We start from the raw sequence: 21,145 nt of genomic DNA, 5'->3' as shown, positions 1-21,145 counted from the left end.
CCGTCCATAGGAGACACTCATGCTGACCTACTGCCGAACCCTCTGGACCGTCCTCGCCTCGCGGATCCTGCTGCTGCGCAGGGACAACAGCCGCGGCGAGATCACCACAACCGTGATCGTCACCGCGTTGATGGCGGTGCTCGCGATCGCGCTGATCGCGATCATCGCCGCGAAGCTGACCGCGAAAGCCAACAGCATCGACCTCGGCAGCTGACATGCTCTCCGCTGCATCTGGCCGTCTTGCCGATTTTCGGCGACGGATCCGGCGAGCGTTGGTGGGGGAGCGCGGCGAGGTCACCGTCGAGCTGGTGATCGCCACGCCGCTGCTTCTGCTGGCGCTGCTGGCGAGCGTCCAGTTCGCGCTCTGGTCCCACGCGACCCACATCGCCCAGGCCGCCTCCGCCGAAGGGCTCGCCGCGGCCCGAACCCAGGACAGCACCGCCGCGGCCGGCCACGCCGCTGCCCAACGGCTGCTCGACGACCTCGCCCGGGGGGCGCTGCGGTCCTCGCACGTCGAGGTGACGCGCACCGCGACCTCGGCGTCGGCAAGCGCGCAAGGCGAGGTCGCCGCTGTGCTGCCCGGTGTGCACCTGCACGTGCACGCCGAATCCGCAGGCGAGGTCGAGAGGTTCGTTCCCGACGCCTGATCGAAAGAGGGAGAAATCCATGTCAATGCTGGAAAAGCCGGATCCGGTGACCGCCGGCGACTTCGCCGACGGTCCCGACATCATGCTGTGGAATCCCACGCTCACAGAGAAACGCTGGCGACACGAGGTCGTTCACGCGTTCCTCATCCGGTCCTGCTCGATTCGCTGCGTCGCCGGGTTGCTGACGCTCGCCTTTACCCTGGGGACCGAACTCACGCGGACCCTCGCTGGCGCGCTCATGATCGCCAGCGCCATCGCGCTGCTGCTGAGCGGCCTCTGCGCCGTGGCCATCACCGCCGCCTGCCTGACCACCGATCACCAGCATCCGCATGGCCGCCGATGCCGTCTCGAACGCTCGCCCGGCGAGTTCTTCTACCGGAGCGACGACTTCGCCGACCTCGACGGCACGGCTCACCAGACGGCCGGCCTTCTGATCGATCTCATCGGCGAACTCCACGACAGCAACGCACGCGACTGGCTCGACCCTGACCTGCCCCGCCGAGTCCACGAAGCCGTCTGGGACGCACTGACCCGCCTGACCCGCACACGCACCGCGCGCCGGCAGGTCGCGCAGCTCGCGGCGGCACCGGAGGAGACCGACCTCGCGTCGGCGACCGCGAGGGCGATCGCCGAGTTCGACACCCAGCTCGGCGACCTGCTGTTCCACCTGCAGGGCTGTGTGACGCTCACCCGGGAATGGGAGGCCAAGCTCCGCCACGCCGACCTCGTCGAGCGCACCAGCGCCGTCCACGCCGAGCTGCGCTCGGCCTCCCTGCACGCGACGGTCGACGCCGTCGCGGAGCTGCCGAGGTCCGTCTTTGCGTACGTCACCGCCGCCCGCGACCTGACCGGCGCCGGCCCGTTCCCCTGGGAACCGGTATTCGCGGAGCCGAGCCGATGACCGCCACACGTCCTGGCAGGGTCATCCGCTGGTTGCGCGCCGAACGTGGGTCGGTAACCGCCGAAGCGGTCCTGATCGCGCCGGTCCTCGTCATGCTGCTGGTGTTCGTCGCGGTGGTCGTCCACCGCGGCGTCGATGCGCGGCTGCGGTTGGACGACGCCGCACATCAGGCCGCGCGGGCGGCGAGCCTGCAGCGCACCCCAGCGGCCGCCGGCACTGCGGCGGAAGCGACCGCCACCTCGGCGCTGTCACATGCCGGACTGGTTTGCCGCGACGCGTCGGTCACCACGAGCACCTCGGCGAGCCCCGGTAGCGCGGTCGTCGTCAGCGTCCGCTGCACCGTCGGCTTCGGCCAAGCTCTCATCCTCGGTGTCCCCGGCAGCCGGACGCTCAGCGCCACGGCCAGCGAAGTCATCGACACCTACCGCTCCCAGCCCGCCGCCGGAGGCGCGTGATGGACGCCCGCCGCCGCGCGGCGTGGTGGCGCGCTGAAGAGGGCCGCGTCTCGGCCTTCGTCGTCGTGCTGATGGTCGGTCTCCTGGCTCTGGCCGGTCTCGGGCTGGACGGCGGCCTCGCGCTCGCCGCCAAGGTTCGGGCCACCGGGCAAGCCGAGTCCGCCGCCCGGGCCGGCGCGCAGGCGATCGACCTCGCCGCGTACCGGGCAACCGGCGCGCTGCGGCTGGTGTCGGCGGATGCCGACGCGCTCGCTCGCCGGTATCTCGCCGGAATCGGCGCCACCGGGACCGTGACGGCCACCGTCGACACCGTGACCGTCACGGTCACGACCAGCCAGCGCACCCAGCTGCTCTCGCTCATCGGCATCCCGACGATAAGTGTCCACGGCAACGGCGCCGCACACCCTCAGCGCGGAGTCACTGCGCTCGAGCCATGACCCCTTGAAGGAGAACAGCATGATCACGACTGACGAGATCGAGCGGCGCGTCGAGAAGGCCGACGCGGACAAGAGCGCCAGGAGGACGGCCGCGGCACGCGAGGTCGGCGAGCTCGCACGCCGCCGAGCCACGCTGGCCTCGGAGCTGACTGAGGTCGAACGCAAGCTCGGCACCGTACTCGCCACCGCGGCGGACGTCGTCAGCGTCGACGAGCTGGCCGAGTTCACCGACGTCCCTACCGCGGACCTCACCCGGTGGCTCACCGCCGGCAAACCCCGCGCCCGACGCGGCCGACCGCCCGGCAGTCGCCGCCCGAAACCAGACACCCGGCCCGAGGCCACGCCGGCACCCGCACCCCCGGAACCTCGGCCAGGGCCGCAGGCGCCCGGTACGCAGCCCCCGATTGCCCAGAGCCAGCGAAGCTGAGTCGGGGACGCGGTGGTGCCAACTCATCGTGCGGTCCTGCGCGGCGCAGGTCGGCTGCTGCAAGCCGGCGTTGCGCTCGCGCTGCTGGCCGGGTTGTGTGCCGGGCTGCCGTGGGCGCTGGCGCGGTTCACCGGCTGGCCGCTTCCCAATCACCTGCCGACGATGGCGGAGCTCGGCGAGGTGCTGACAGCGCCACTGTCGACGAGCCTGCTGCTCGATGTGCTCGCGTGCGGAGCATGGCTGCTGTGGGGCGCGTTCATCGTCGAACTGGTCGGCTGTGTACGGGAGTTCGTCCTCGCCGTCGGCCGGCCGGACCTCGCCCGGTGCGGCAGCCCGCTCCGCCGGGTCGCGGCGGTGCTCCTCACCGCCGTTGTGGTGTCGTTACTCAGCCGCACGGCCTTCGCCGCATCCGGCGGAAGCAGCACGACCGAGGCCGGTGTGAGCACGTCGGTCACCGCGACGTCGGTTGTCGACGGATCGGAGGATGTCGAGCTGGTGCGTCCGCCCTGCGACGGTGTCCACGATTCGCTGTACCGGATCGCGCAACGCCGTCTCGGCGACGGTGACCGGTGGTCGGAGATCTGGCGCCTGAACACCAATAGCACCCAGCCCGGCGGTCGCAAGCTGACCTCGCCCAGCCTGATCCATCCCGGTTACCAGATCCGTCTACCGCCGACCACCAGGCCCGTCCAGCCGAAACCGCCACCTCCACCTCCGGAGCCCACGATGGTCTCCCCGCCGAGCCCGGCAACGAATGCCGCCGCCGCTTCTCCAAGCCCCAGCTCGGCGTGGGAGCCGGGCGTGTACGTCGGTCTCGGGCTGGCGGGCGCGGTCAGCGCGGTGCTGCTGGTCGCCCGACGACGGCAGCGTGCCAACTACCGGCCCGGCAGCGGCCGGCGCGGCGACGACCTACCCGTCGCCCCGGTGGTCTACCAGCTGCACCTGGCACACCAGCACGCTCAAGCCGGACTCGACGATCCCGATCTGGCCAGCGCGGAAACTGATGGCGCCGCCGAGCCCTGTCCGCCGTCCGAGTTGAGCGGGCCCGTCGATGAGGCCGCCGCGGAACTGGCATTGGACCTCGCGGTGACGCACGGCCTCGGCCTGATCGGACCCGGTAGCCACGCTGCGGTCCGCGCGCTGCTGCTGACGGCGATGACCTCCACCGGTGACCCGCAGGTCGTCGCGTCGGCTCCGGATCTACGTGGCTTGCTCGGCGTCCCGGAGAACGTCGACGATCTGCCGGACCGCGTTCACGTCGTCGATGACCTCGCTGCCGCGTTCGCACGCCTCGACAGCAAAGGCTCGCCCGAGAGCGCCCGCCGAATACTCGTGGCAAACGCGCCGGCAGGCGAGCCTGATCGCACGCGGCTGCAGCACGTCCTCGGGCAAGGCCACGCGACCGTACTGCTACTCGGCCAATGGCACCGCGGCGTCACGGTCTACGTGGACACCGCGGGTGCCATCACCGCCACGTCACCTGGCCCGGGGGAGCCGTTACGCGGCCGGCGAGCGTTCACCCTCCCCGAATCCGCGACCCGCGAGCTGTTCGCACTCTTCGATACCGCACACGTCGATCGAGACGACCGCCCCGAGCCTGCTGCCGAGTCCAGCCACGGGTTGGAGATCGCCGGACCTCCGGCTCCAGACGAAGGCGAAGTCGAAGCGGTACCTGAACTGGCCGCCCCACCCACCGTCGAAGCCCGGCACGACGTGACCGCGCCGCTGGTGCTGTCGGTGTTCGGACAGCCGACGTTGTCATGGCGACCAGACCTCGCCCGCCCGGACGACGCCGTCGAAATCACCGGCAGCCTCTCGCGGCGGCTGTGGGAGCTGCTGATCCACCTGGCGCTGCATCCGGAGGGCGTTCCGCGGGCGGCCATCATCGACAGCCTGTGGGCCCACCGCGCGACGCGGGACCCGGCTGCCGTGCTGCGCACCGTCCTATCCCGCCTCCGCAGCACCATCGACAAAGCCACAACGCCCGACATCGCCGACCTCGTGATCGCCCACCACGGCCGCTATCGCCTCGAACCCACCGTCGTCGAAGTCGACTACTGGACGTTCGCCGACGCGCTCGCCCGCCGCCGCACCACGACCGACGACCACCACCGTGCCGCGGCCAACGCCGCGATCGTCGCCAGCTACGGCGGCGAACTGGCGGCCGGCGTCGAAGCCGAATGGCTCACCGCCCTGCGGGAAGGCGTCCGCCGCGACGCCCTCGACGCCGTCGCCGCCCTGGCCCGCGCCCGGATCCAGAGCGATCCCGAGTCCACGCTGAAGCTTCTGGAATCGGCGCGGGACGTCGACCCACACAACGAGTTGCTCTACCGCGACATCATGCGACTCGAACACAACCTCGGCCGGCACGACGCGATAGCCAGGACGCTGCGCCTGCTCGAAGCACGCCTCGCCGAGATTGACGAAACACCGACTGCCGCGACAATCGAGCTCGCTGAGCGCCTCCAAGAACTCCACGTCGGAATAGCAAGTCCGAAGGTCTGAAACATCGTGTCGACGCCGTAAAATTACCTCTACGCTGAAATGGCTGAGCAGCCGCGGCGGATGTTAATGTCGACGGACTGATTGTCATCGCGCAGAAAAGTCTCCCGGTGTTTCCGTTCAGAGTCGGCATCATTCCTGCGTCACCGTCGAGGTTCCGCAACGCTTCCCATGGGCCGACGCAGCGCCGCATCGACCCTCTGATCGACCCATTCGCTGGGACCGGCCGTCCAGAGGATCCGCCTTTCGCGCGACCGCCCGCCGCCGGGAGTGCCCATCCAGGTGCCGATCGGGCTGGCGTTCCGTAGACCGTCTAAGGCGGATCCTCCGTGGGCGCGGATACGCGCAGGTCAGCGCCTGCGTGCGGGGATCCGCTGATATCTCAGACTCGCTTGGCAACAAGCAGGTAAGCACATCGGGCCCGCCCCGTCGATCCAGCTCCTGTGATCAGGTCCCCATGGTTCAGCTCCGATGGCTATCTCACCTCGTGTCTACAGTCATCATCACTTTCTTATTGTCATTTCAAATGAAGTGTGCATCCCTCTTCGTGCACAGGGCCTGCCGGCGCCCGCTCAGTCCTGCAACCTGCGCAAACGTTTCATTGGAAATGCTTGAGAATATTTTATTGGACGTAGAATTCGTCACCCGAATGGGGTGCGTAAATGGATTGCGCGCGACTGGTTTATCGAGCTACTTTTGTTGTGTCACCCGGGAAACCCGGAAACCAATCAAGAATCGGCGAATCATCCTGATCCGTCGCATCATTCGCGCCACCCACTTGAAAGGACCACCCGCGATGACCACGCCCACCCCGCCCGCCACGGCACCCGCCACCGGGCCGACCACCCCGGCGGGTGGGACGGCGACCCGGCTCCGCAACGGCGAACTCCGCGCGATGGTCGCCAAGATCCTGGCCGACGACCCCGCGACCACTCACACGCCGGGTGGTATCGCGGCGACCCTGAACCGTTCATCCGGCGCGGTCGGCAACGCCTGCAAAGCACTCGCCGACCGGGGAGAAGCCGAACTCACCGCCGCCGCACCGCTGGGCTACCGGGCAACCGCGACCACGGCGGCGGCCGCCGCGCCCGTCATTGCCCCCGCGCCACCGCGCACACCCCGCGCGCCACGTCCGACAACACCCACCGCGCCCCCGACCAGCCCCGCTCCGTCCGCGACGGGCAGCACCACCACTCGACCGGCGCGCACGATCACCGGACCGGTGAAACGTCCGAACGGGATGGACTACCACCCCCGGCTGCTGTCCGGGATGCCGGACGTGACCGCGCTGGCGCGTCTACGGGACGCGGGGGTTGCCGCCCTGCTGTACGGACCGCCCGGCACCGGAAAGACGTCGGTGGTGGAGGCGGCGTTCAACGACTGCCTCACGGTGCAGGGCGACGGCGACACCGTGGTCGCCGACCTCGTGGGCGACTACACCAAAACCCCCGGCGGCGACTTCGTGTTCGTCCACGGTCCGCTGGTCCGCGCGATGCGCGCCGGGGTGCCGCTGTTCATCGACGACGCGACCCTGATCCCGCCGACCGTGCTCGCCGTGGTCTACCCCGCGATGGACGGACGCCGCGAAATCCTGATCAAGTCCAACGGCGGCGAAGTTGTCACCGCCGCACCCGGGTTCTACGTCGTCGCCGGACACAACCCCGGCGTCCACGGGGCCATCCTCACCGACGCTCTCTCCTCTCGCTTCTCCGTGCACATCCAGGTCTCCAGTGACTACGCCCTCGCCGAACAACTGGGAGTGGACAAGAAGGCCGTGCGGGTGGCACGCAACCTCGCCACCCGCCAGGAAAAGGGCGAGATCGGCTGGGCGCCCCAGCTGCGGGAGCTGCTGGCGTTCAAGAAGCTCGCCGACGCGTGGGACCTCGACGCCGCCGCCGGAAACCTGGTCGGGATCGCGCCGGAAGAGGACCGGGCGACCGTCGCCGCCGTAGTGCGCGACGTGTTCGGCCGCACCGTCGCCCCGCTCGCCCTCGGTGCCCGCATCCCCACCAAACCCTGAACCGCCACGACCAGCCAACCGTCGCGAAAGGACTTCGTCATGAGCGCCCACTTCACCACCGACCCGACCGCCGCCGGTGCCGCCGTGTTCCCGGCCCGCCCGGAGTGGCTGACCTTGTCCGCCGCGTTCGCCGACGAAGTCCCCGTGATCGCCGACCGCGACGACCTCGTGGTCAGCGTCGCTCCCGGCGCTGGTGCCGGTGCCCCCGCGTGCTTCTATCCCCACCGCGCGCTGATCGAAGTCGACGGCGACCACCTCGGCGTGGACCCCGCCACCGTGGACCCCGCCAACCTGTCCGACCGTGCCCGGTACGCCCCGGCGTGGGGCGCGCTGACCCATGAGTGCGGACACGCCAAACACACCGCGTGGGAACCCCCGGACAACGCCCCGCCGGGGGTGGTCGCCGCTGCGATGCTGCTGGAAGAGCCCCGGATGGAAGCGGCGCACATCCGCCGTCGTCCGGATGACCGGCACTGGCTGCGCGCGTGCGTGAAGGGCATCGTCGCCACCGACCTGCACCTCTACGCCGACCCCGCCACCGCCCCGAAGATGGCCCCCGCCGACGCCGCACACACCGCCGCGCTCCTGCTGGGACGCGCGGACGGCGGCGTGCTCACCCACGCCGAGGTCGACCCCCTTGCCCGGGTGGTCGAGGACGTGCTCGGCGCGGAGGTGTTCGGCAAGTTGCGGGCGGTGTGGCGGCAGGCGCTGCGGACCGCTGACGACGCGGGGGAGGAGATGCTCGACCTCAGGCGGCAGTGGTGCGAGATCCTCGGCACCGACCCGACCAGCCCGGACCCGGCCATGCAACCCGCCTCGTCCGGCACCCCGGCCTCGCCCCGCGGCCCGTCCGCACCCGGTACCCCGGCCGTCCCGTCGCCGTTGGCGGACGCTATTGCCGCCGTGCTGGGCGGGGTGGCGGCGAACGTCGCGGGGGAGACGGCACCCGAGGACCCGGCCGCCGTCGCTGCAGCCGAAAAGGAACGCGACGACGCCGCCGAGCGAAAGGCGGGGGCCGTGGCGCGGCGGGTGTTCGGCACCGGCGGCCCCCGTGGCGGCGACACCAGGACGACGGGCACCCGTCCGCCCACACCCGAAGAGTGCACGGCCGCGCGGGTGCTCGCGCGGGCGCTGGACACCGCCGGAACCCGCGAACGCGTCGCCGTGCGGTCCACCTCGGAGGTACCGCCGGGACGGCTGCGGATGCGCGGGGTGCGTGCCGCCGAAGCCCAGCGTGCCGCTGGGGCCGTGGTGACCGCCGAGCCGTTCACCCGCACCATCCGGACACCGGTCACGGTGCCGCCGCTACGGGTCGGGATCGCGTGTGACGTGTCCGGCTCGATGGGCTGGGCGCGCGCTCACGTGGCCTCGGCGGCCTGGATCCTGGCCAACGCCGCCCGCCACACTCGGGTGCCCGCCGACACCGCAAGCGTCATCTTCGGGCACCACGTCCGCCCGCTGACCCGCCCGGGCAAGCCGCCGGCCGAGGTCACCGAGTTCCGCTCCAACGACAACTACGAGGACATCCCCCGGGCGCTGGATGCCCTCGACGGGTCCCTCGGCCTGTCCCGCCCCGGCGCGGCCCGGCTGGTGGTCATCGTGTCCGACGGTAACTTCCGCGCCGATCCTCGCTGCGACGGGCAGAGGAAGCTGAACCGGTTGCGCGCGTCCGGGTGCGCGGTGTTGTGGCTGACCACCAGCGACACCGACACCCCGCTCGACGGGGCCACCGTCCACGTGCTGACCGACCCGGCTGCCGCTGCCCGCGCCATCGGCTACGCCGCGACCACGGCATTGCGCGCGACCGCTCGCCGGTAGGCGCGTCGGGCGCTGCACCTGTGTACCTCCACACCGCTGACTACTCGAACATCAACGGAAAGGCGAACAGAACATGGTTACCCGCCAAGAATGGATCACCGGCGCAGTACTCGATTTGACGTCCGAGCTGGATGGGTCGTGGGGCCTGGTGACCTATGTGCGCAACTCCGGCTACGTGACCAGCTTGTACGGCTGCATGGTGCTCCTCGGCCCGGCAGGTGATGCCCTTCGCATTGATCCGGTAAGGAACTGGCGGCCGTGGGCGTACACCATCGAACCCGTGTTGCCGTATGACGAGGACGAATTCGCGACCGGGTGGGTCGAGCCTGCCGGGTACGTCCACCACCCTCGTCTGAAGTACCCGCCGGGCTGGTTCATGCCCAGGGACTATCGCCCACGCCCGTTGGTCGTGGAGACTCGCACACCGATCAAGGAAGTGGCCGACCGCCTCGAAGAGGACGTGCTTCCCTCTTACCGGTACTGGGCTGACCGCATCCGGGCACGCAACGCCCGACGCCGTGAGCGACTGGCGCAAGAACGCGCAGCCGCGCTCGACCTGGCGCAAGAGTTCGGCGGGCCAGTGCGTCTCGTGCCCGGGCCGCCGAGCGTCACCTCGTGCCGACTCGACGACGGGCAATCGCGCATCCAGATGGACACTCGTTCGCCGTACGTGGAGATGTCGTTCTTCGTCCCCTGTGATCGCGCTGCCGTGATCGCGCCGGAGTTGGCTCGGCTACTGGGTTTCGCCTCGACCACGACGACCTAAAAGAAGTCCGAAAGAACAGCATGTAACACGAATATGGAGGAGATCACGATGGATGCCTCGATGACCGAACGCGATGAAGCCACCGGCGCTACTGCCATCAGTTACCACCACACTCGCGTCGTCGAGTTTGCCGGACGCACGCTCCGCGCGCGCGTCGAGCGCGACTACTACATGAACCAGAGCTTCGCTGTCGCGGAGGTGCTCAGCGACCAGATGACGTGGACAAGCCTCGCTGCCGATGCTGCCAGCAACTGGTGGCACAACTCCCCGCGACCGAGCGCAGACGTCCACGCTGCCACCGCTCTCGGACCGCTGACCGAGCGTCTCCTCGGTAGGGCAGTCGAAATCCTCGCCGCCCCACCTGCCACCCAGATCATTTCGCCTCATGTTCACGGTGCGATCAGTGCGTTGCTGGCCACGACTTACGGCTTCGATGGCGAGAAGCGCATCGACCCGGACGACGTCGTTTGGGCGTACCACCATGGCGGCGCGCTGCACATACTCGAGCATCCTGACGGTAGCGTCACCTTCACCAAAGCCCACCGAGGCGACTGTCCGTTCATTGCGACTGCTGGCGCGCAGAACTGCGACGACGAGTGCGTATTTACCCATCCGGCCGAGGTGAACCAGCAAGCGACACACTGACCTTCCCTGTCGGGTTCCAGTACCAGCGGGGGCGGATCACCGCGATGGTGATCCGCCCCCGTTTGGTTGCGCTGACGGTCAGTTGGAGGTGAAGCGCTTGGGTGCCGCGCACGTTTTTGTCGCCAGTCCGTTGGTGACGAGCTTCTCGAGGGCGTTGTTCACCGCGCCGCTGGAGCGGGCCAACTCAGTGCCGATCTTGGCGGGTCCGAACTCTTCGCCAGGACGGGCCTGCAGGAACTCCCTCACCAGCTCGTAAAGCGCGCCCTTCGGCAGGCGCTCCTTGTTCGGTGTGTCGGCCGTCGGATCCCCGGAGGGCGCCGGGTCGGAGACAGCGCTGACGCCGACGGCAGGCGATGGCGAGGGATCCGCTTCTCGTTCCTCGACGTCTCCGGCGGGAGCGTCGCCCTTCTGATCTTCCATGGGGGCAACGTCTTCGCCGGTTGCTGCGACTTCGGCGGCAGCGCCGTCGTTCTGTTCGTCGCGCAACGTCCACGTGACGGGGACTGACTGGTCGTCGCCGGTGCTTCGGATCACCAGTCCTTCCTTGGCCCAGCGGGAAAGCAGCTTCGAAGCCGTTGAGCGTCCGACTCCGGCAGTTTTGGCGAGGTTCGCGGTCGTCGTGCCGGGGTTGGCTTCCAGCGTGCGGTGGACCTTTACTTCCGCGGTCTCGGGTTTGGTGTCGTTCGACGGCGGGTTCTGGGTTTCGGGCATGACGAGCTCCGTTTCGTAAGAAGCGGTGGATGGTCATGCCCCGGCCGGGGCGGTCGCCCGCCGGTGCGCATCCGGTGGTTCGGGCTACGTGTCTATGGACGCTCCGTCAACCGCTTCATGTCAAGCCACCGTCCAAACAAGACACATGTATCGCCCAGAAGTGCTTACGCGGACGCCTCAACGCGTTGTGGTTGGCCTGGTCGCGCCGACGTAGTCGTCGCCGGGGTGTCGGTAGGGCTCCACCTTGACGGTCTGTCCGAAGTCGGGGGCGTCGATCATGTTGCCGCCGCCGATGTACAGGCCGACGTGGTGGACGCGCCCGGAGGTGGCGTAGAAGACGAGGTCGCCGGGCAGCAGCGGTGCGCCGGCGGGTACGTGCGGTCCGGCGGCGTACTGCTCGCGCGAGGTCCGCGGCAACGGGATGCCCGCGGCGCCGTAGGAGGCGCGGGTCAGGCCGCTGCAGTCGAACCCGGCGTCGCCGTCCAGCGGGCCGTTGCCGCCCCACACGTACGGCAAGCCGCGTTGCCCGCAGGCGTAGTTGATGGCCGTGAGCGCGGCAGGGGTCGGCGCGGCGATGTTCGCGCAGTCGCCGGCGCCGGTGTGCTCGCAGGCCACTCCGGCGACCGCGGCCACGATCGCCTCCGCGGTCGACTGGTGTTGCCCGTACGCGTCCGGCGTGCCGGACCGCTGGACGGCCTGGCCCGCGTCATTGAGGCTCATCTGCTGCCACCCGGATACAGCCTGCAAGTGCCGGTAGAACTGCGTCGCGGCGTAGGTCGGGTCCATGATCTGTTCGGGGGTGCCCCAGCCTTGGGACGGGCGTTGCTGGAAGAGGCCGAGGCTGTCGCGGTCGCCGTGGTCGAGGTTGCGCAGGGTGGATTCCTGGATGGCGACCGCGACCGCGATGACCCATCCGGGCTCGGGGACCTGCAGCTGCTTGCCGGTAGAGGTGATGATCGCGGCGTTGGCGAGCTGGTCGGGCCCGAAGTCAGGGACAGTGCCGGCAGTTCTCCCGCTGGGTGTGCAGGTTGTGCTCCCGGTCCCGGTGAGCGCGGTGACGACGGCCTGCGGTACGGCTCCGAGCAGCACCGGCAACGTCGCTAGCACGACGACGACGCCGATGGCGATCTTCGATCCCATGAGTCCTCCGCGCGTGATCAGGACCCGGGACGGCGAGTTCGGCTGGGTGTGGCGTCCGGCGGGATGGACGAAGGTGGCGGCAGCCGGTAGGCAACGGCCTGGCCGGACGTCGAGTAGCTCGCTTCGTCGGGCTCGGAGGTCGCCGCCGGGGCAAGGTTCGGCCAGGCGCGCGTCAGCTCGCCCAGTGCGTACCGCGGCGAAGTTCGCTTCGAGGGCCTCGCATTGAGCGGGAGCCAGATTTTGTCGGCCGGACTCGGGCAGGCTGCGCCCGAGTCGAGGAGGTCGGTGGCTGCGGTGGCGACGGGGACGTCGGCGGTCTGGTCGAGGTCGGCGTGGATGTGGGCGAGCGCGGAACGGGCGCCGGCCTCGCGGCGCCTGGTCGGCAGCCAGAACAGCACCGGGGTGGCGATGCCGGTGGAGTCGGCGAGCCGGGCGTAGGCGAGCAGCTTGCGGGAGACCTTGGTCAGCGACTCGCTGCCGGTGTCGTATTCGAGGAAGAACTCCAGCTCGCCGGCGGCGCTGGACCAGCGGCCGTAGGCGTCGGGGATGACGAGGTCGCCGAAGTGGCGGGCGCAGCGCGATTCCGACCACCAGGCGGTGACCCCCTCACCATCTCGAACAGGGTCACGGCGTCGGCTGCGGGAGATCAGGGAGGTGAAGAAGTCGCCGACGCCGACGGTGTGGGCGAGACGTTGGTTGTGGGCGATGGCCATCGAGCGGTCGTGCCGGTAGCCCAGATCCTTGACCTCGAGACCGTGTTCGGCGGCCAGCACGGCGGCGCCGGCCGGTCCGAGGACGTAGTGCATCGGCGCGGAGCCGAGCTGGCGGAAGGGCTGGAACCGGCTGACAGCGCGCCAGAGGTACAGCTCGCGCAGCCGCTGGCGAGCCGAGCGGCTGGACGGGAACGCGGCATCCTGGATCTGGGCGGAGGTCAGGACACGGTGCTCGAAGAGCAGGGCCAGCAGCCACTTATCCCGGGCGGTGAGCCGAGCCGCGAGCGCAGCCTGGTGCTCCACCGAGCCGGCCGCACGTGCCGCTGTCCGGCCGGGAAGGTGCTGCCGGAGCTGGTGTTGACGGGTCGTCGTGGTGATCAAGGGGACCTCCGAGCTGGACGTCAGAACTGGGCGCGGCGCGGGTCGGTCTTGCGGTCTCGCGTCGGCTGGTTCGGCGGAGCCGTGCTGCCTGCGGGCCTCGATGGCGAAGGCCGGTTTGTGCGGAGAGCAGTTCGGATGTCTTTGGCGCGGCCGGGAACGGCGGGGCGCATCGGTGAGGTGGTCATCGTGAACGGCTCGGTCTCGGCGCCGTTGACGACGAGCCGGCCGGCGACGTGGTAGACGCCAAGGTGTGCGAGGTCGTGTTCGGATAGTCGTGGTGCTGTGTGGCGGGCGAGTTCGCGGGCGTCTTCGGGGGAGGCGTTGAAGAAGATCTTCGATCTCGCGTTGGTCGAGATGCCTTCCTTGAGTTCGCGGGGGAGCTGGCCGAGGTGCTGGTGGGCCAGGGTCATCGCCAGCCGGAAGCCGCGGGCTTCGGCGAGCATGTCCTCGATCGGGTAGGGCAGGTTGAGGAAGTTGTGGCACTCGTCGATCACCAGCGACGCGTCCGGCCGCTCGCGTTGCGGGACGCGGGCGCGGCCGGTGGTGGCCTGCCAAGTTCGGGCGACGATCAGGGAGCCGACCAGTCGGGTGGTCTCGTCGCCGAGGGAGCCTTTGGGGATGCGGACCAGGCAGATCCCGCCCTGGTTGAGGACCTGGGTCATTTCGACGGTGGAGCGGCCGCCGGCGATCGCGTCCCGGACGAACGGGCGCAGCAGGAACGCGCGGAGCTTGTTCATCAGCGGGGAGATGACCTGGCTGCGGCTGGAGTCGGTGAGCTCGTCGTACCACTCCCAGAACCCAGCCAGCACCGGGTCTGCCAGCCCGGCCGTGATCCGCGTCCGGAACGCCTCGCTGGTCAGCAGCTTCGGCAGATCGGCGAGCGTCGGAACACTCTCCTGGGCGCGGAGGGTGAGACAGGCGGCGCGCATGAGGTCGTCGGTGCGCGGGCCCCAGAAGGCGGAGTAGACGCGGCGAAAGACGGACACGAGGTTGTCGACCTCGCGGTCGGTCTCGCCGCCTTCGAGCGGGTTGAGGCACGGCGGTCGTTGCCGGGAGTCGGCGTCGAAGAGCACGACCCGGTCGGCGGCGTCGCGGGGGAGCCGGGAGAGGACGTCGGTGACGAGGTCGCCCTTGGGGTCGATGAGCACGATGCCGCGCCCGGCGTCGGCGTCGTCGAGGATTAGGTTGCCCAGCAGCGTCGACTTCCCGGAGCCGGTGGCGCCGAGCACATGGAGGTGATGGCGGGCGTCGGGCACGCGCAGCCCGATCGGGCGGGCGTGGCCGGAGTCGGCGACGCCGAGCGGCTTGACCTCGGGGCCAGGCACCGCGACGCCCGGCGGTGGCGCGACGGCCTTGGCGCCGGCGCGCTCGATACCGGGGATCTCCGCGTCGACCGGCAAGTGCGCGAGCGCAGCCAGCTCCGGCACGGACAACAGGTCACCGCGGCCGAGGCGACGGGCTCCGAGGGCATGAGCCGGGTGGCGAAGGCGGACTCGGTGGAAGTGGTTGTGCTCGGTGTAGGCGGCGAAGCTCGCGGCGAGCGCGTGAGCGCGGCCGCGGGCGATGTCGCGGGTCCGCCGGACGTCGGCCTCGGCGGCATCGGCCGGGAGGTGGGTGGTGACGGCGTAGCGGACGACGACGTCGTACTGCGAGCCGCGATGCTTGCCCACGATCGCTCGGTTCTGCGCCGAGTACTCCAGCGACAGCTGCGGGTCGTGGCTGATCCGGCGGGCATCGCGCGTCCGCCCGGAGCGACCTGCTGAAGCGCCCGGCGTGACGAGGTCGAGCAGGCGGCCGCCGAGTCGACCGGACGCGCCGGCGTGCACACGCCGGGCAGCGCGACGTGCCCGGCTGACCCGCCGGCCGGTGACCGGCCGGGCGAGGATCTGCACGCTCGCGTACTCGCCGCGACCGAGACCGACCGGCGCGCCGAGCAGGCCGCGGATCGGGTCGGCGTCGAACCCGGTGCGGATCGGTAACGCCTCGGGCCGCGCGAGCCGCAGCTGCCCGCCTACGGTGACGGTGCGCAGGCCGGGCTTCGGCTCGGGCAGCGGCGGGTCCGCCGCGACGGTGCGGGTGTGGCAGCCCGGCCAAGCGGCTTCGATCGCGCGCTCGACCAGACCTGGTGGGATCACGCCCGGGACCCACAGCCGCAGGGTGACACCGTCCTCGGAGAACCGGTACTCCCACGCCAGGTGCGGCTGGCCGGTGAACCAGCGTCGCCAGCTCGGCCGCAGCAGACCGACAAGGTTGGACCACAGCAGGGCGCCGCCGGCGGGATCGACGGCGGGCGGCGCGAGCACGGTGACACATCGAGCGTCGGCGAGCAGCGCGGAGTGGCACCGGCTACGCCACCAGCGCTGGCCAACGGCCTGGCCCGCAGTGACGATCGCGAGCACCGGAAGGGCGATCGGCGCCCAGCGCACCGCCTCGTCGATGACGCCGGCGAGCAGCTGGTGCACCGCGCTCCACGGATCCGTCAGGTAGCCGCCGACCCATCCCGCGTGCCCGATCACGACGCGACCTCCGGTCCGAGGTCGACTACGTCGTCCATCGCCGGGTCGCCGAAGTCCTTGGCGATCTCGGCGAGTTCAGCGGGGTCGGTGGTGACGAGGACGTTTTCCGTCGGCGACGCGAGCGCCTGGAAGGCGACCCATTCGGTGCCGGAGCCGAGCAGGCCTTGGCCGCGCTCGGCAGTGAGCAGGAACTGGCGCTGGCCTTCGGAGAGGTTGAAGGTCGCCGCGATCTGGTCGATCGCTTGCGGCGACTGGCGCAGCAGCACGCTGGTGGCGGCGTTGGCCACGATCGCGCGACCGAGGTCGCTGCGCAGGAAGTCTTCGATGTCCTGGCTGGCGACGGTGAGCCCGGCCCAGTGCTTGCGGAAAGTCTTCGCCATCCGGTGCAGAAACTTCGCGCCTTCCGGCGACTGCATCAGCAGCCACGCCTCGTCGACGACCACCAGCCGCCGGCGCCGGTCGGCCGGGTTCGACACCCGCCGCCAGATCGCATCCAGCGTCAGCAAGGTGCCGATCGCCTTGAGCTCGTCGGGCAGGTCCCGCAGGGAAAATACGACGAGGTGTCCCTCGGGCGTCGTGGTGGTGGGCCCGGCGAACAGGTCGGCGAAGGCGCCGTCGACGAACGGGTGCACCCTCGCTGCGAGGTCCGTGGCTACGACATCGCCGGCGGCCGCGAGGGCGTCGCGCAGGTCCCGCATCAACGGCGCAGGCCGCGTCCAGGTGCGCGAATCGTCGGTGATGCCGGCGTTCGCGTAGGTCGTGATGAGCGCGGTGTCGAGGACGGCGCGTTCGCCGGCGGTCAGCTCGGCGCCCAGACACACGGCGAGCACGGTGTGCAGGAACAGGGCACGCCGGTTCAGCGCGTCCTGCGGGGCCGTTCGCCGGCCGGAGGCGGTGGTGTGGATGGGCAGGTCGAAGGGGTTGAGCCGGACACCGCCGCCACCGAGATGGACGTAGGCCCCGCCGACCTGGTCAGCGAGCCGGGCGTACTCGTCCTCGGGATCGATGACGAACGCCTGGATATCCCGGTACAGGCTCCGCAAGGTTTCCAGCTTGACCAGGTAGGACTTGCCGGAACCAGACCGGCCGAGGACAACGGAGTTGTGGTTGTCACAAGCGAACCGGTCCCAGTGCACCAAGCCCTGGGAGCCAACGTTGAAGCCGTAGAGCACGCCGCTGGGCGAGGTCGACGTCGGATCCACCGCGGGCAGGTCCGGTGAGGTGAAGGGAAACGCGGCGGACGCGGCGGCGGTGTCGAACGTCCTTTTCAGACCGAGAGAGTCCAGCCCGAGCGGCAACGTGGTGACCCAGCCCTGCAACGACCGGTACGTGGCGGGCTTGGCGTCCAGCAACAGCGACGCGCACAACGACCGCAGCGCCGACACCTCCTCGACGAGCGCCTGCTCGTCGGGTGCGTGGATGGTGAGGTAGAGGCCGAACTTGAACAGTCGGCCTTCACCGCGCGCGATCCGCCGGGACAGGTCGGCGGCGTCGTCGGCCGCCGCGTCGAGGTCCGGGTCGTCGAGCTGGTCGTGACGCGCGTGATGGCGCCGCGAGGATTCCAGCCGGGCACGCTGCTTCTTCAGCCCGCTGGCCGCGGTGACCGGGTCGACCGGCTGGACGTGGACGGAGACGTCGAGCCGGGCGGGATAGGTCAGCAGAGGTGCGAGCCAGCCGGGGTAAACCTCCTGCGGGTAACCGGTGACACCGAAAGAAGCGACCCACTCGTTGCCAACCTCCAGGTGCCGGGCACCGATCGACAGCGAGTCCGGCGTGAACGCCGCAGCGGAAGCAGCGTGCTGGATACGGGACATCGCGCTCACCTACCTTCGCTGTCGTCGTCGTAGAAGTCGGTCAGCGAAGCGGCGGTGACGATGTCGTCGGCGCCGGCCAGCGCAGCCGAGGGCGGAAGGAAGGTGTCGGGGTTGCAGGCCGCGGCCAGCACCCCGGTTGCGGTGGCGGCGTCGAGCGCGGTGACTGCGATCCCGGCCGGGGTGAGCAGCTCGACCGCTTCGGCGAGGCGTCGGGCGAGCCGCTGTTCGGCGGCCTGGCGCGCGCCGTGATAGACCGGGACGGCGTTAGGTTGTCGCCGGAGGCGCCGCACGGTCAAGGTGACGCTGCCGGTGACCGGCGACCGGGTTGGCTCGCGCAGCACAAGCAGCACCTGACGGCGCAGCAGATCCGCATGCTCGCCGAGCTCGGCGAGAAAGTTCGCATGGTCGTGAGCGGCGGCTTCGAGCGCGGGGTGGGGGAGCCCGCCGGCCCGGGCGCGCAGCTCGTCGATCTGCGGGGCGAGGTCGAGCCGCTCGGCCCGAACCAGGAACTGCACCGGCGCGGTCAGCGAATGCAGGTAGCGCGCAAAGGAGCTGACGAGTGCCTCCTGCTCCGCGGCGGTCCGCAGCGAGAAGTTGACCGTCGAGCACGCGGCGATCACCGCGAGCCCGTCGTCCCCCAGATCGACGACGCCTGCGGCGATCCCGTCTTCCACACCACGCGCGGGCAGCTCCAGCGGCGTCGGCGCCACGTCATCTCGCGTGTGCTCGCCGGCCAGCCAGGCTGGCACCGGCCGGACGCCCTCCGGGGCCGATACCTGGTGGCGCGGGGTGAGGCGCTGGCGGAGCGCGGCCAGCACCAGCCGGTCGAGGGGAACCCCGTCGCGGCGGCCGAGCGCGAGCACCGTGACCGCGAGCCCGATCGGGACCGCGACGAGCAAGAACAGCGACACCGGGAGCACGGTGCGGGTGGCGCCGTAGAGGGCGTAGAACAGCAGGCCGGTGACGCCGAGGATCGCCAGCTGCCGCGCGGTGAGCGGGCCGAGCACGCGGTCGGGGCGGTCGACGTCGGCGGGAATGCGCACGGGACGGGACATGACCTCGCTACCTCACTTCTTCGGACGGCGTCGTCGCGGCGGCAGGTCCAGCGGCAGGGACAACTGCGTGCCGACCGGCTTCCGCGCCGGAGCAGGCGGTGCCGGGGGCTCGGGTTTCGGCTGGCGCCGGAGGCCGAGCGGGAGCGGGTACTGCCCGGACGCCAGCGGCCGATTCCCGCTGAACGCATCGGGCGCAGGACGACGGTGAGCGCGGGCCGCCCGGTTGATCTGCCCCGAAGGCGTGATCAGGCCCGGCCCGGTCTGCGGCGCGCGGTTGCTCCGGCTCGGCTCGTCGGCGAGGCTGCGCCGCGCGGGCCGCGGAGTCTGTGGCGGCAGGTGGATCGGCAGCATGCCCGCGCTCGGCGCGATCAGCGCGTTGGGCAGCTTCGCGGGCGGTCGCGCGTTGCGGCTGACCCGTCCGTCCGGCGTCAGCAGTCCCGGTTGCCGCGGTGGGCGCCTGGTCGGCGTCGGTGCGGCAAGGTCGTCGGCCAGCGAGCGTCGCGGGGTTCGGTCGGGATCGCGGCGCACGGTCATCGGCAAGCCGAGCTGATCCGCGGGCAGCGCGTTCGGCAGATCCTTCAGCGGCAGTGCACGAGGGTTCGCCCGGACCGTCGAGTCACCGGTTCGCGTCGTGAACAGCGACAGCTGGCCCGGGACCGGCGTTCCGTCGAGCGCGCCGGAGTGGGGGCGTTCGTCCCATCCTCGGCGTGAGGTTCGGGCCGCGCTGGTGCGGCGCAGTTTCATCGGCAGCATGAACTGCCCGGACCGCGTCGCCGGCGGATCCGGCAGTGCGCTCGACCCACCGACGCGTGCCCGCGAGGTGCCGCGGCTACCAGCTGCGCCCGCGCCGGCAAGCAGGCCCATCGTCTTGTAGGCGATCACGCCGCGCGCGATCCGTCCGAGCATCGAGGGGCGCCCGGACCGCAACGGGGAGAGGAACCAGAACGGGATCTTGATCAGCACGTACATCAGCGCGATGCACAGCAGCAGGTTCATCAGCGCCGAGATGCTCGGCCCGAAGATCGTGAACCCGCCCGGGGCGAAGAACACTTTCACCGTCACGACGAGCGTCAGCGACTGTCCGACTTGGATGGCGAGCACGCCGCCGCAGCCCTTCCACCAAAGGTAGGCGATGCCTTCGGTGTGGGGGAGCGCGTGGAGCATCAGCGCGATTGGCGCGGCGGCGATCAGCAGGATCGTCACGATCACCCGCACGACGAACACGACGAGCAGGACCAGCAGCATCGCCACCAGGCTCAGCCCGAGGATGCCGAGGAAGATGCCGCCGCCGTGCAGGGAGCCCTGCACCATCGTGATCAGGCTGCGGGTCATCGCGGCCGGGTCGGTGCCCTCGCCCAGCACCGCGGCCGACAGCGCATTGGCGACTTGGATGCCCTTGGTCACCAGGAACAGCGAGAGCGTGCCGGCGAGGAAACCGACGACGAGGCGGGGCGCGAGTTCCTTGACGGCGTAGCGGGCCTGCAGCGTCTGGTAGCTCATGATGATCAGCCCGGCCAGCAGCACCAGGATCACGTAGGCGGTGAGCAGGATGTGCCACGAGCCGGTCCAGACCGCGCCGAGGCCGGGCAACTGCTCCGGCTCCGGGGTGGTCAGCAGTGTCTTGCCGAGCAGATCCAGCAGCGGGTTGAGTCCGGCGGCGACGACCGCGGCGAACAGCGCGCTCGCCGCGACGATCATGCATCCGGTCAGCGAGGTCAGTCCGCATTCGGCGCCGTCGCCGGCACCGTCCGGCACCGGTGCGGTCGGCGGCGTAGCGGGGGCGAGGGTGGACGGTTGCGGGATGCAGTTCGGTCCCTGACACGGTGCGGTGGTGTCGGCCGGTGGCGCGCACTCCGGCGTAAGGGAGCCGGGGAAACACGGCGGCGGAGACGGCAGCGCGGTGATCGGCGGCAACGGTGTCACCGGAATCGACGGCGCCGAGCTTGCGCTCGGAAGGTGACAGGCCGGCTCGGCCGAACCCGGTGCGCAGCTCGCGCCGGGCGGGAGCGGCAGCGGCGGGTCGACCTGCGCCGCGGCGACGTGGTGCGGGCCGGTGGTGGCCGCGCTGGTGGCGACCGCGCCCAGCACGGTCGCCAGCAGCGCCAAGACGATGGCGAGCCACACGGCGCGCCGTGGACGACGTGCCGAAGCTGGTGCACTGGGCGCGACCGTGCGGCCTGGAGCGGGGGCGGACATC

18 protein-coding genes are annotated in these 21,145 nt (G+C 70.5%); 11 read left to right on the top strand and 7 right to left on the bottom strand.

The genetic code is table 11. The features are described from left to right. Positions 1-19 precede the first annotated feature (19 nt). From AB0C38_RS11160 to AB0C38_RS11110, 11 genes are all read left to right on the top strand, one after another. Positions 20-214, top strand: a complete 195-nt coding sequence (locus AB0C38_RS11160) for a hypothetical protein (protein ID WP_360670182.1) — start codon at positions 20-22, stop codon at positions 212-214. A gap of 61 nt (positions 215-275) precedes the next feature. After that, positions 276-647: a TadE/TadG family type IV pilus assembly protein gene (locus tag AB0C38_RS11155; RefSeq protein WP_360670179.1), complete on the top strand. Its 372-nt coding sequence runs from the start codon at positions 276-278 to the stop codon at positions 645-647. 19 nt (positions 648-666) lie between these two features. Continuing rightward, entirely contained in the window at positions 667-1,548 is an 882-nt protein-coding gene (locus AB0C38_RS11150; RefSeq protein WP_360670177.1) for a hypothetical protein, read from the top strand. Further along, positions 1,545-2,003, top strand: coding sequence for a TadE/TadG family type IV pilus assembly protein (locus AB0C38_RS11145; RefSeq protein WP_360670174.1), 459 nt, complete (start codon positions 1,545-1,547; stop codon positions 2,001-2,003). Before AB0C38_RS11150 ends, AB0C38_RS11145 begins: the two co-directional genes overlap by 4 nt. Continuing rightward, positions 2,003-2,440, top strand: coding sequence for a hypothetical protein (locus AB0C38_RS11140; RefSeq protein WP_360670172.1), 438 nt, complete (start codon positions 2,003-2,005; stop codon positions 2,438-2,440). Before AB0C38_RS11145 ends, AB0C38_RS11140 begins: the two co-directional genes overlap by 1 nt. Positions 2,441-2,459: 19 nt before the next feature. Beyond that, positions 2,460-2,867 (top strand): hypothetical protein, encoded by a 408-nt coding sequence (locus AB0C38_RS11135; protein ID WP_360670169.1) that lies wholly within the window; start codon positions 2,460-2,462, stop codon positions 2,865-2,867. Positions 2,868-2,882: 15 nt separating this feature from the next. Next, positions 2,883-5,372 carry a BTAD domain-containing putative transcriptional regulator gene (locus tag AB0C38_RS11130; protein WP_360670166.1) on the top strand — a complete coding sequence of 830 codons (2,490 nt, stop codon included), beginning with the start codon at positions 2,883-2,885 and terminating at the stop codon, positions 5,370-5,372. Between the two features lie 793 nt (positions 5,373-6,165). Then, the gene (locus AB0C38_RS11125; RefSeq protein WP_360670163.1) at positions 6,166-7,389 is read left to right on the top strand and encodes an AAA family ATPase; all 1,224 of its coding nucleotides are present in this window, start codon (positions 6,166-6,168) and stop codon (positions 7,387-7,389) included. A 39-nt stretch (positions 7,390-7,428) separates the two neighbouring features. After that, on the top strand, positions 7,429-9,207 hold the full coding sequence (locus tag AB0C38_RS11120) for a hypothetical protein (protein ID WP_360670160.1): 1,779 nt from the start codon (positions 7,429-7,431) through the stop codon (positions 9,205-9,207). A gap of 73 nt (positions 9,208-9,280) precedes the next feature. Next, positions 9,281-9,973, top strand: coding sequence for a hypothetical protein (locus AB0C38_RS11115; protein ID WP_360670158.1), 693 nt, complete (start codon positions 9,281-9,283; stop codon positions 9,971-9,973). A 48-nt stretch (positions 9,974-10,021) separates the two neighbouring features. Beyond that, positions 10,022-10,618 (top strand): hypothetical protein, encoded by a 597-nt coding sequence (locus AB0C38_RS11110; protein WP_360670155.1) that lies wholly within the window; start codon positions 10,022-10,024, stop codon positions 10,616-10,618. A gap of 78 nt (positions 10,619-10,696) precedes the next feature. On the opposite strand, the gene AB0C38_RS11105 is transcribed toward AB0C38_RS11110, so the two are convergent. The 7 genes from AB0C38_RS11105 to AB0C38_RS11075 all read right to left on the bottom strand — a co-directional run bounded on the left by AB0C38_RS11105 (position 10,697) and on the right by AB0C38_RS11075 (position 21,144). Then, positions 10,697-11,329, bottom strand: a complete 633-nt coding sequence (locus tag AB0C38_RS11105) for a helix-turn-helix domain-containing protein (RefSeq protein ID WP_360670153.1) — start codon at positions 11,327-11,329, stop codon at positions 10,697-10,699. Positions 11,330-11,506: 177 nt separating this feature from the next. Continuing rightward, positions 11,507-12,469: a C40 family peptidase gene (locus AB0C38_RS11100; RefSeq protein WP_360670151.1), complete on the bottom strand. Its 963-nt coding sequence runs from the start codon at positions 12,467-12,469 to the stop codon at positions 11,507-11,509. Between the two features lie 17 nt (positions 12,470-12,486). Further along, positions 12,487-13,563 carry a replication-relaxation family protein gene (locus AB0C38_RS11095; protein WP_360670148.1) on the bottom strand — a complete coding sequence of 359 codons (1,077 nt, stop codon included), beginning with the start codon at positions 13,561-13,563 and terminating at the stop codon, positions 12,487-12,489. Positions 13,564-13,583: 20 nt separating this feature from the next. Next, positions 13,584-16,076: a DUF87 domain-containing protein gene (locus AB0C38_RS11090; RefSeq protein WP_360670970.1), complete on the bottom strand. Its 2,493-nt coding sequence runs from the start codon at positions 16,074-16,076 to the stop codon at positions 13,584-13,586. Then, a complete protein-coding gene (locus AB0C38_RS11085; RefSeq protein ID WP_360670145.1) occupies positions 16,076-17,893 on the bottom strand; it encodes a DUF87 domain-containing protein in 1,818 nt (605 codons plus the stop codon). Before AB0C38_RS11085 ends, AB0C38_RS11090 begins: the two co-directional genes overlap by 1 nt. Positions 17,894-17,898: 5 nt before the next feature. Continuing rightward, on the bottom strand, positions 17,899-18,948 hold the full coding sequence (locus AB0C38_RS11080; protein ID WP_360670142.1) for a PrgI family protein: 1,050 nt from the start codon (positions 18,946-18,948) through the stop codon (positions 17,899-17,901). A 12-nt stretch (positions 18,949-18,960) separates the two neighbouring features. Then, on the bottom strand, positions 18,961-21,144 hold the full coding sequence (locus AB0C38_RS11075) for a hypothetical protein (protein WP_360670139.1): 2,184 nt from the start codon (positions 21,142-21,144) through the stop codon (positions 18,961-18,963). Between the last annotated feature and the right edge of the window lies 1 nt (position 21,145).

The sequence above is a fragment of the Amycolatopsis sp. NPDC048633 genome (assembly GCF_040650695.1).
Lineage (GTDB): Bacteria > Actinomycetota > Actinomycetes > Mycobacteriales > Pseudonocardiaceae > Amycolatopsis.
The sequence above is the reverse complement of the archived record's forward strand: the minus strand, read 5'-3'. Positions and strand labels throughout refer to the sequence as shown.

What these genes read in the sequence shown, in the direction of transcription:
- AB0C38_RS11160 (WP_360670182.1), top strand. Translation starts at nt 20, where the DNA reads ATGCTGACCTACTGCCGAACCCTCTGGACCGTCCTCGCCTCGCGGATC.
- AB0C38_RS11135 (WP_360670169.1), top strand. Translation starts at nt 2,460, where the DNA reads ATGATCACGACTGACGAGATCGAGCGGCGCGTCGAGAAGGCCGACGCG.
- AB0C38_RS11100 (WP_360670151.1), bottom strand. Translation starts at nt 12,469, where the DNA reads ATGGGATCGAAGATCGCCATCGGCGTCGTCGTCGTGCTAGCGACGTTG.
- AB0C38_RS11150 (WP_360670177.1), top strand. Translation starts at nt 667, where the DNA reads ATGTCAATGCTGGAAAAGCCGGATCCGGTGACCGCCGGCGACTTCGCC.
- AB0C38_RS11140 (WP_360670172.1), top strand. Translation starts at nt 2,003, where the DNA reads ATGGACGCCCGCCGCCGCGCGGCGTGGTGGCGCGCTGAAGAGGGCCGC.
- AB0C38_RS11125 (WP_360670163.1), top strand. Translation starts at nt 6,166, where the DNA reads ATGACCACGCCCACCCCGCCCGCCACGGCACCCGCCACCGGGCCGACC.
- AB0C38_RS11115 (WP_360670158.1), top strand. Translation starts at nt 9,281, where the DNA reads ATGGTTACCCGCCAAGAATGGATCACCGGCGCAGTACTCGATTTGACG.
- AB0C38_RS11075 (WP_360670139.1), bottom strand. Translation starts at nt 21,144, where the DNA reads ATGTCCGCCCCCGCTCCAGGCCGCACGGTCGCGCCCAGTGCACCAGCT.
- AB0C38_RS11110 (WP_360670155.1), top strand. Translation starts at nt 10,022, where the DNA reads ATGGATGCCTCGATGACCGAACGCGATGAAGCCACCGGCGCTACTGCC.
- AB0C38_RS11120 (WP_360670160.1), top strand. Translation starts at nt 7,429, where the DNA reads ATGAGCGCCCACTTCACCACCGACCCGACCGCCGCCGGTGCCGCCGTG.
- AB0C38_RS11145 (WP_360670174.1), top strand. Translation starts at nt 1,545, where the DNA reads ATGACCGCCACACGTCCTGGCAGGGTCATCCGCTGGTTGCGCGCCGAA.
- AB0C38_RS11085 (WP_360670145.1), bottom strand. Translation starts at nt 17,893, where the DNA reads ATGTCCCGTATCCAGCACGCTGCTTCCGCTGCGGCGTTCACGCCGGAC.
- AB0C38_RS11080 (WP_360670142.1), bottom strand. Translation starts at nt 18,948, where the DNA reads ATGTCCCGTCCCGTGCGCATTCCCGCCGACGTCGACCGCCCCGACCGC.
- AB0C38_RS11105 (WP_360670153.1), bottom strand. Translation starts at nt 11,329, where the DNA reads ATGCCCGAAACCCAGAACCCGCCGTCGAACGACACCAAACCCGAGACC.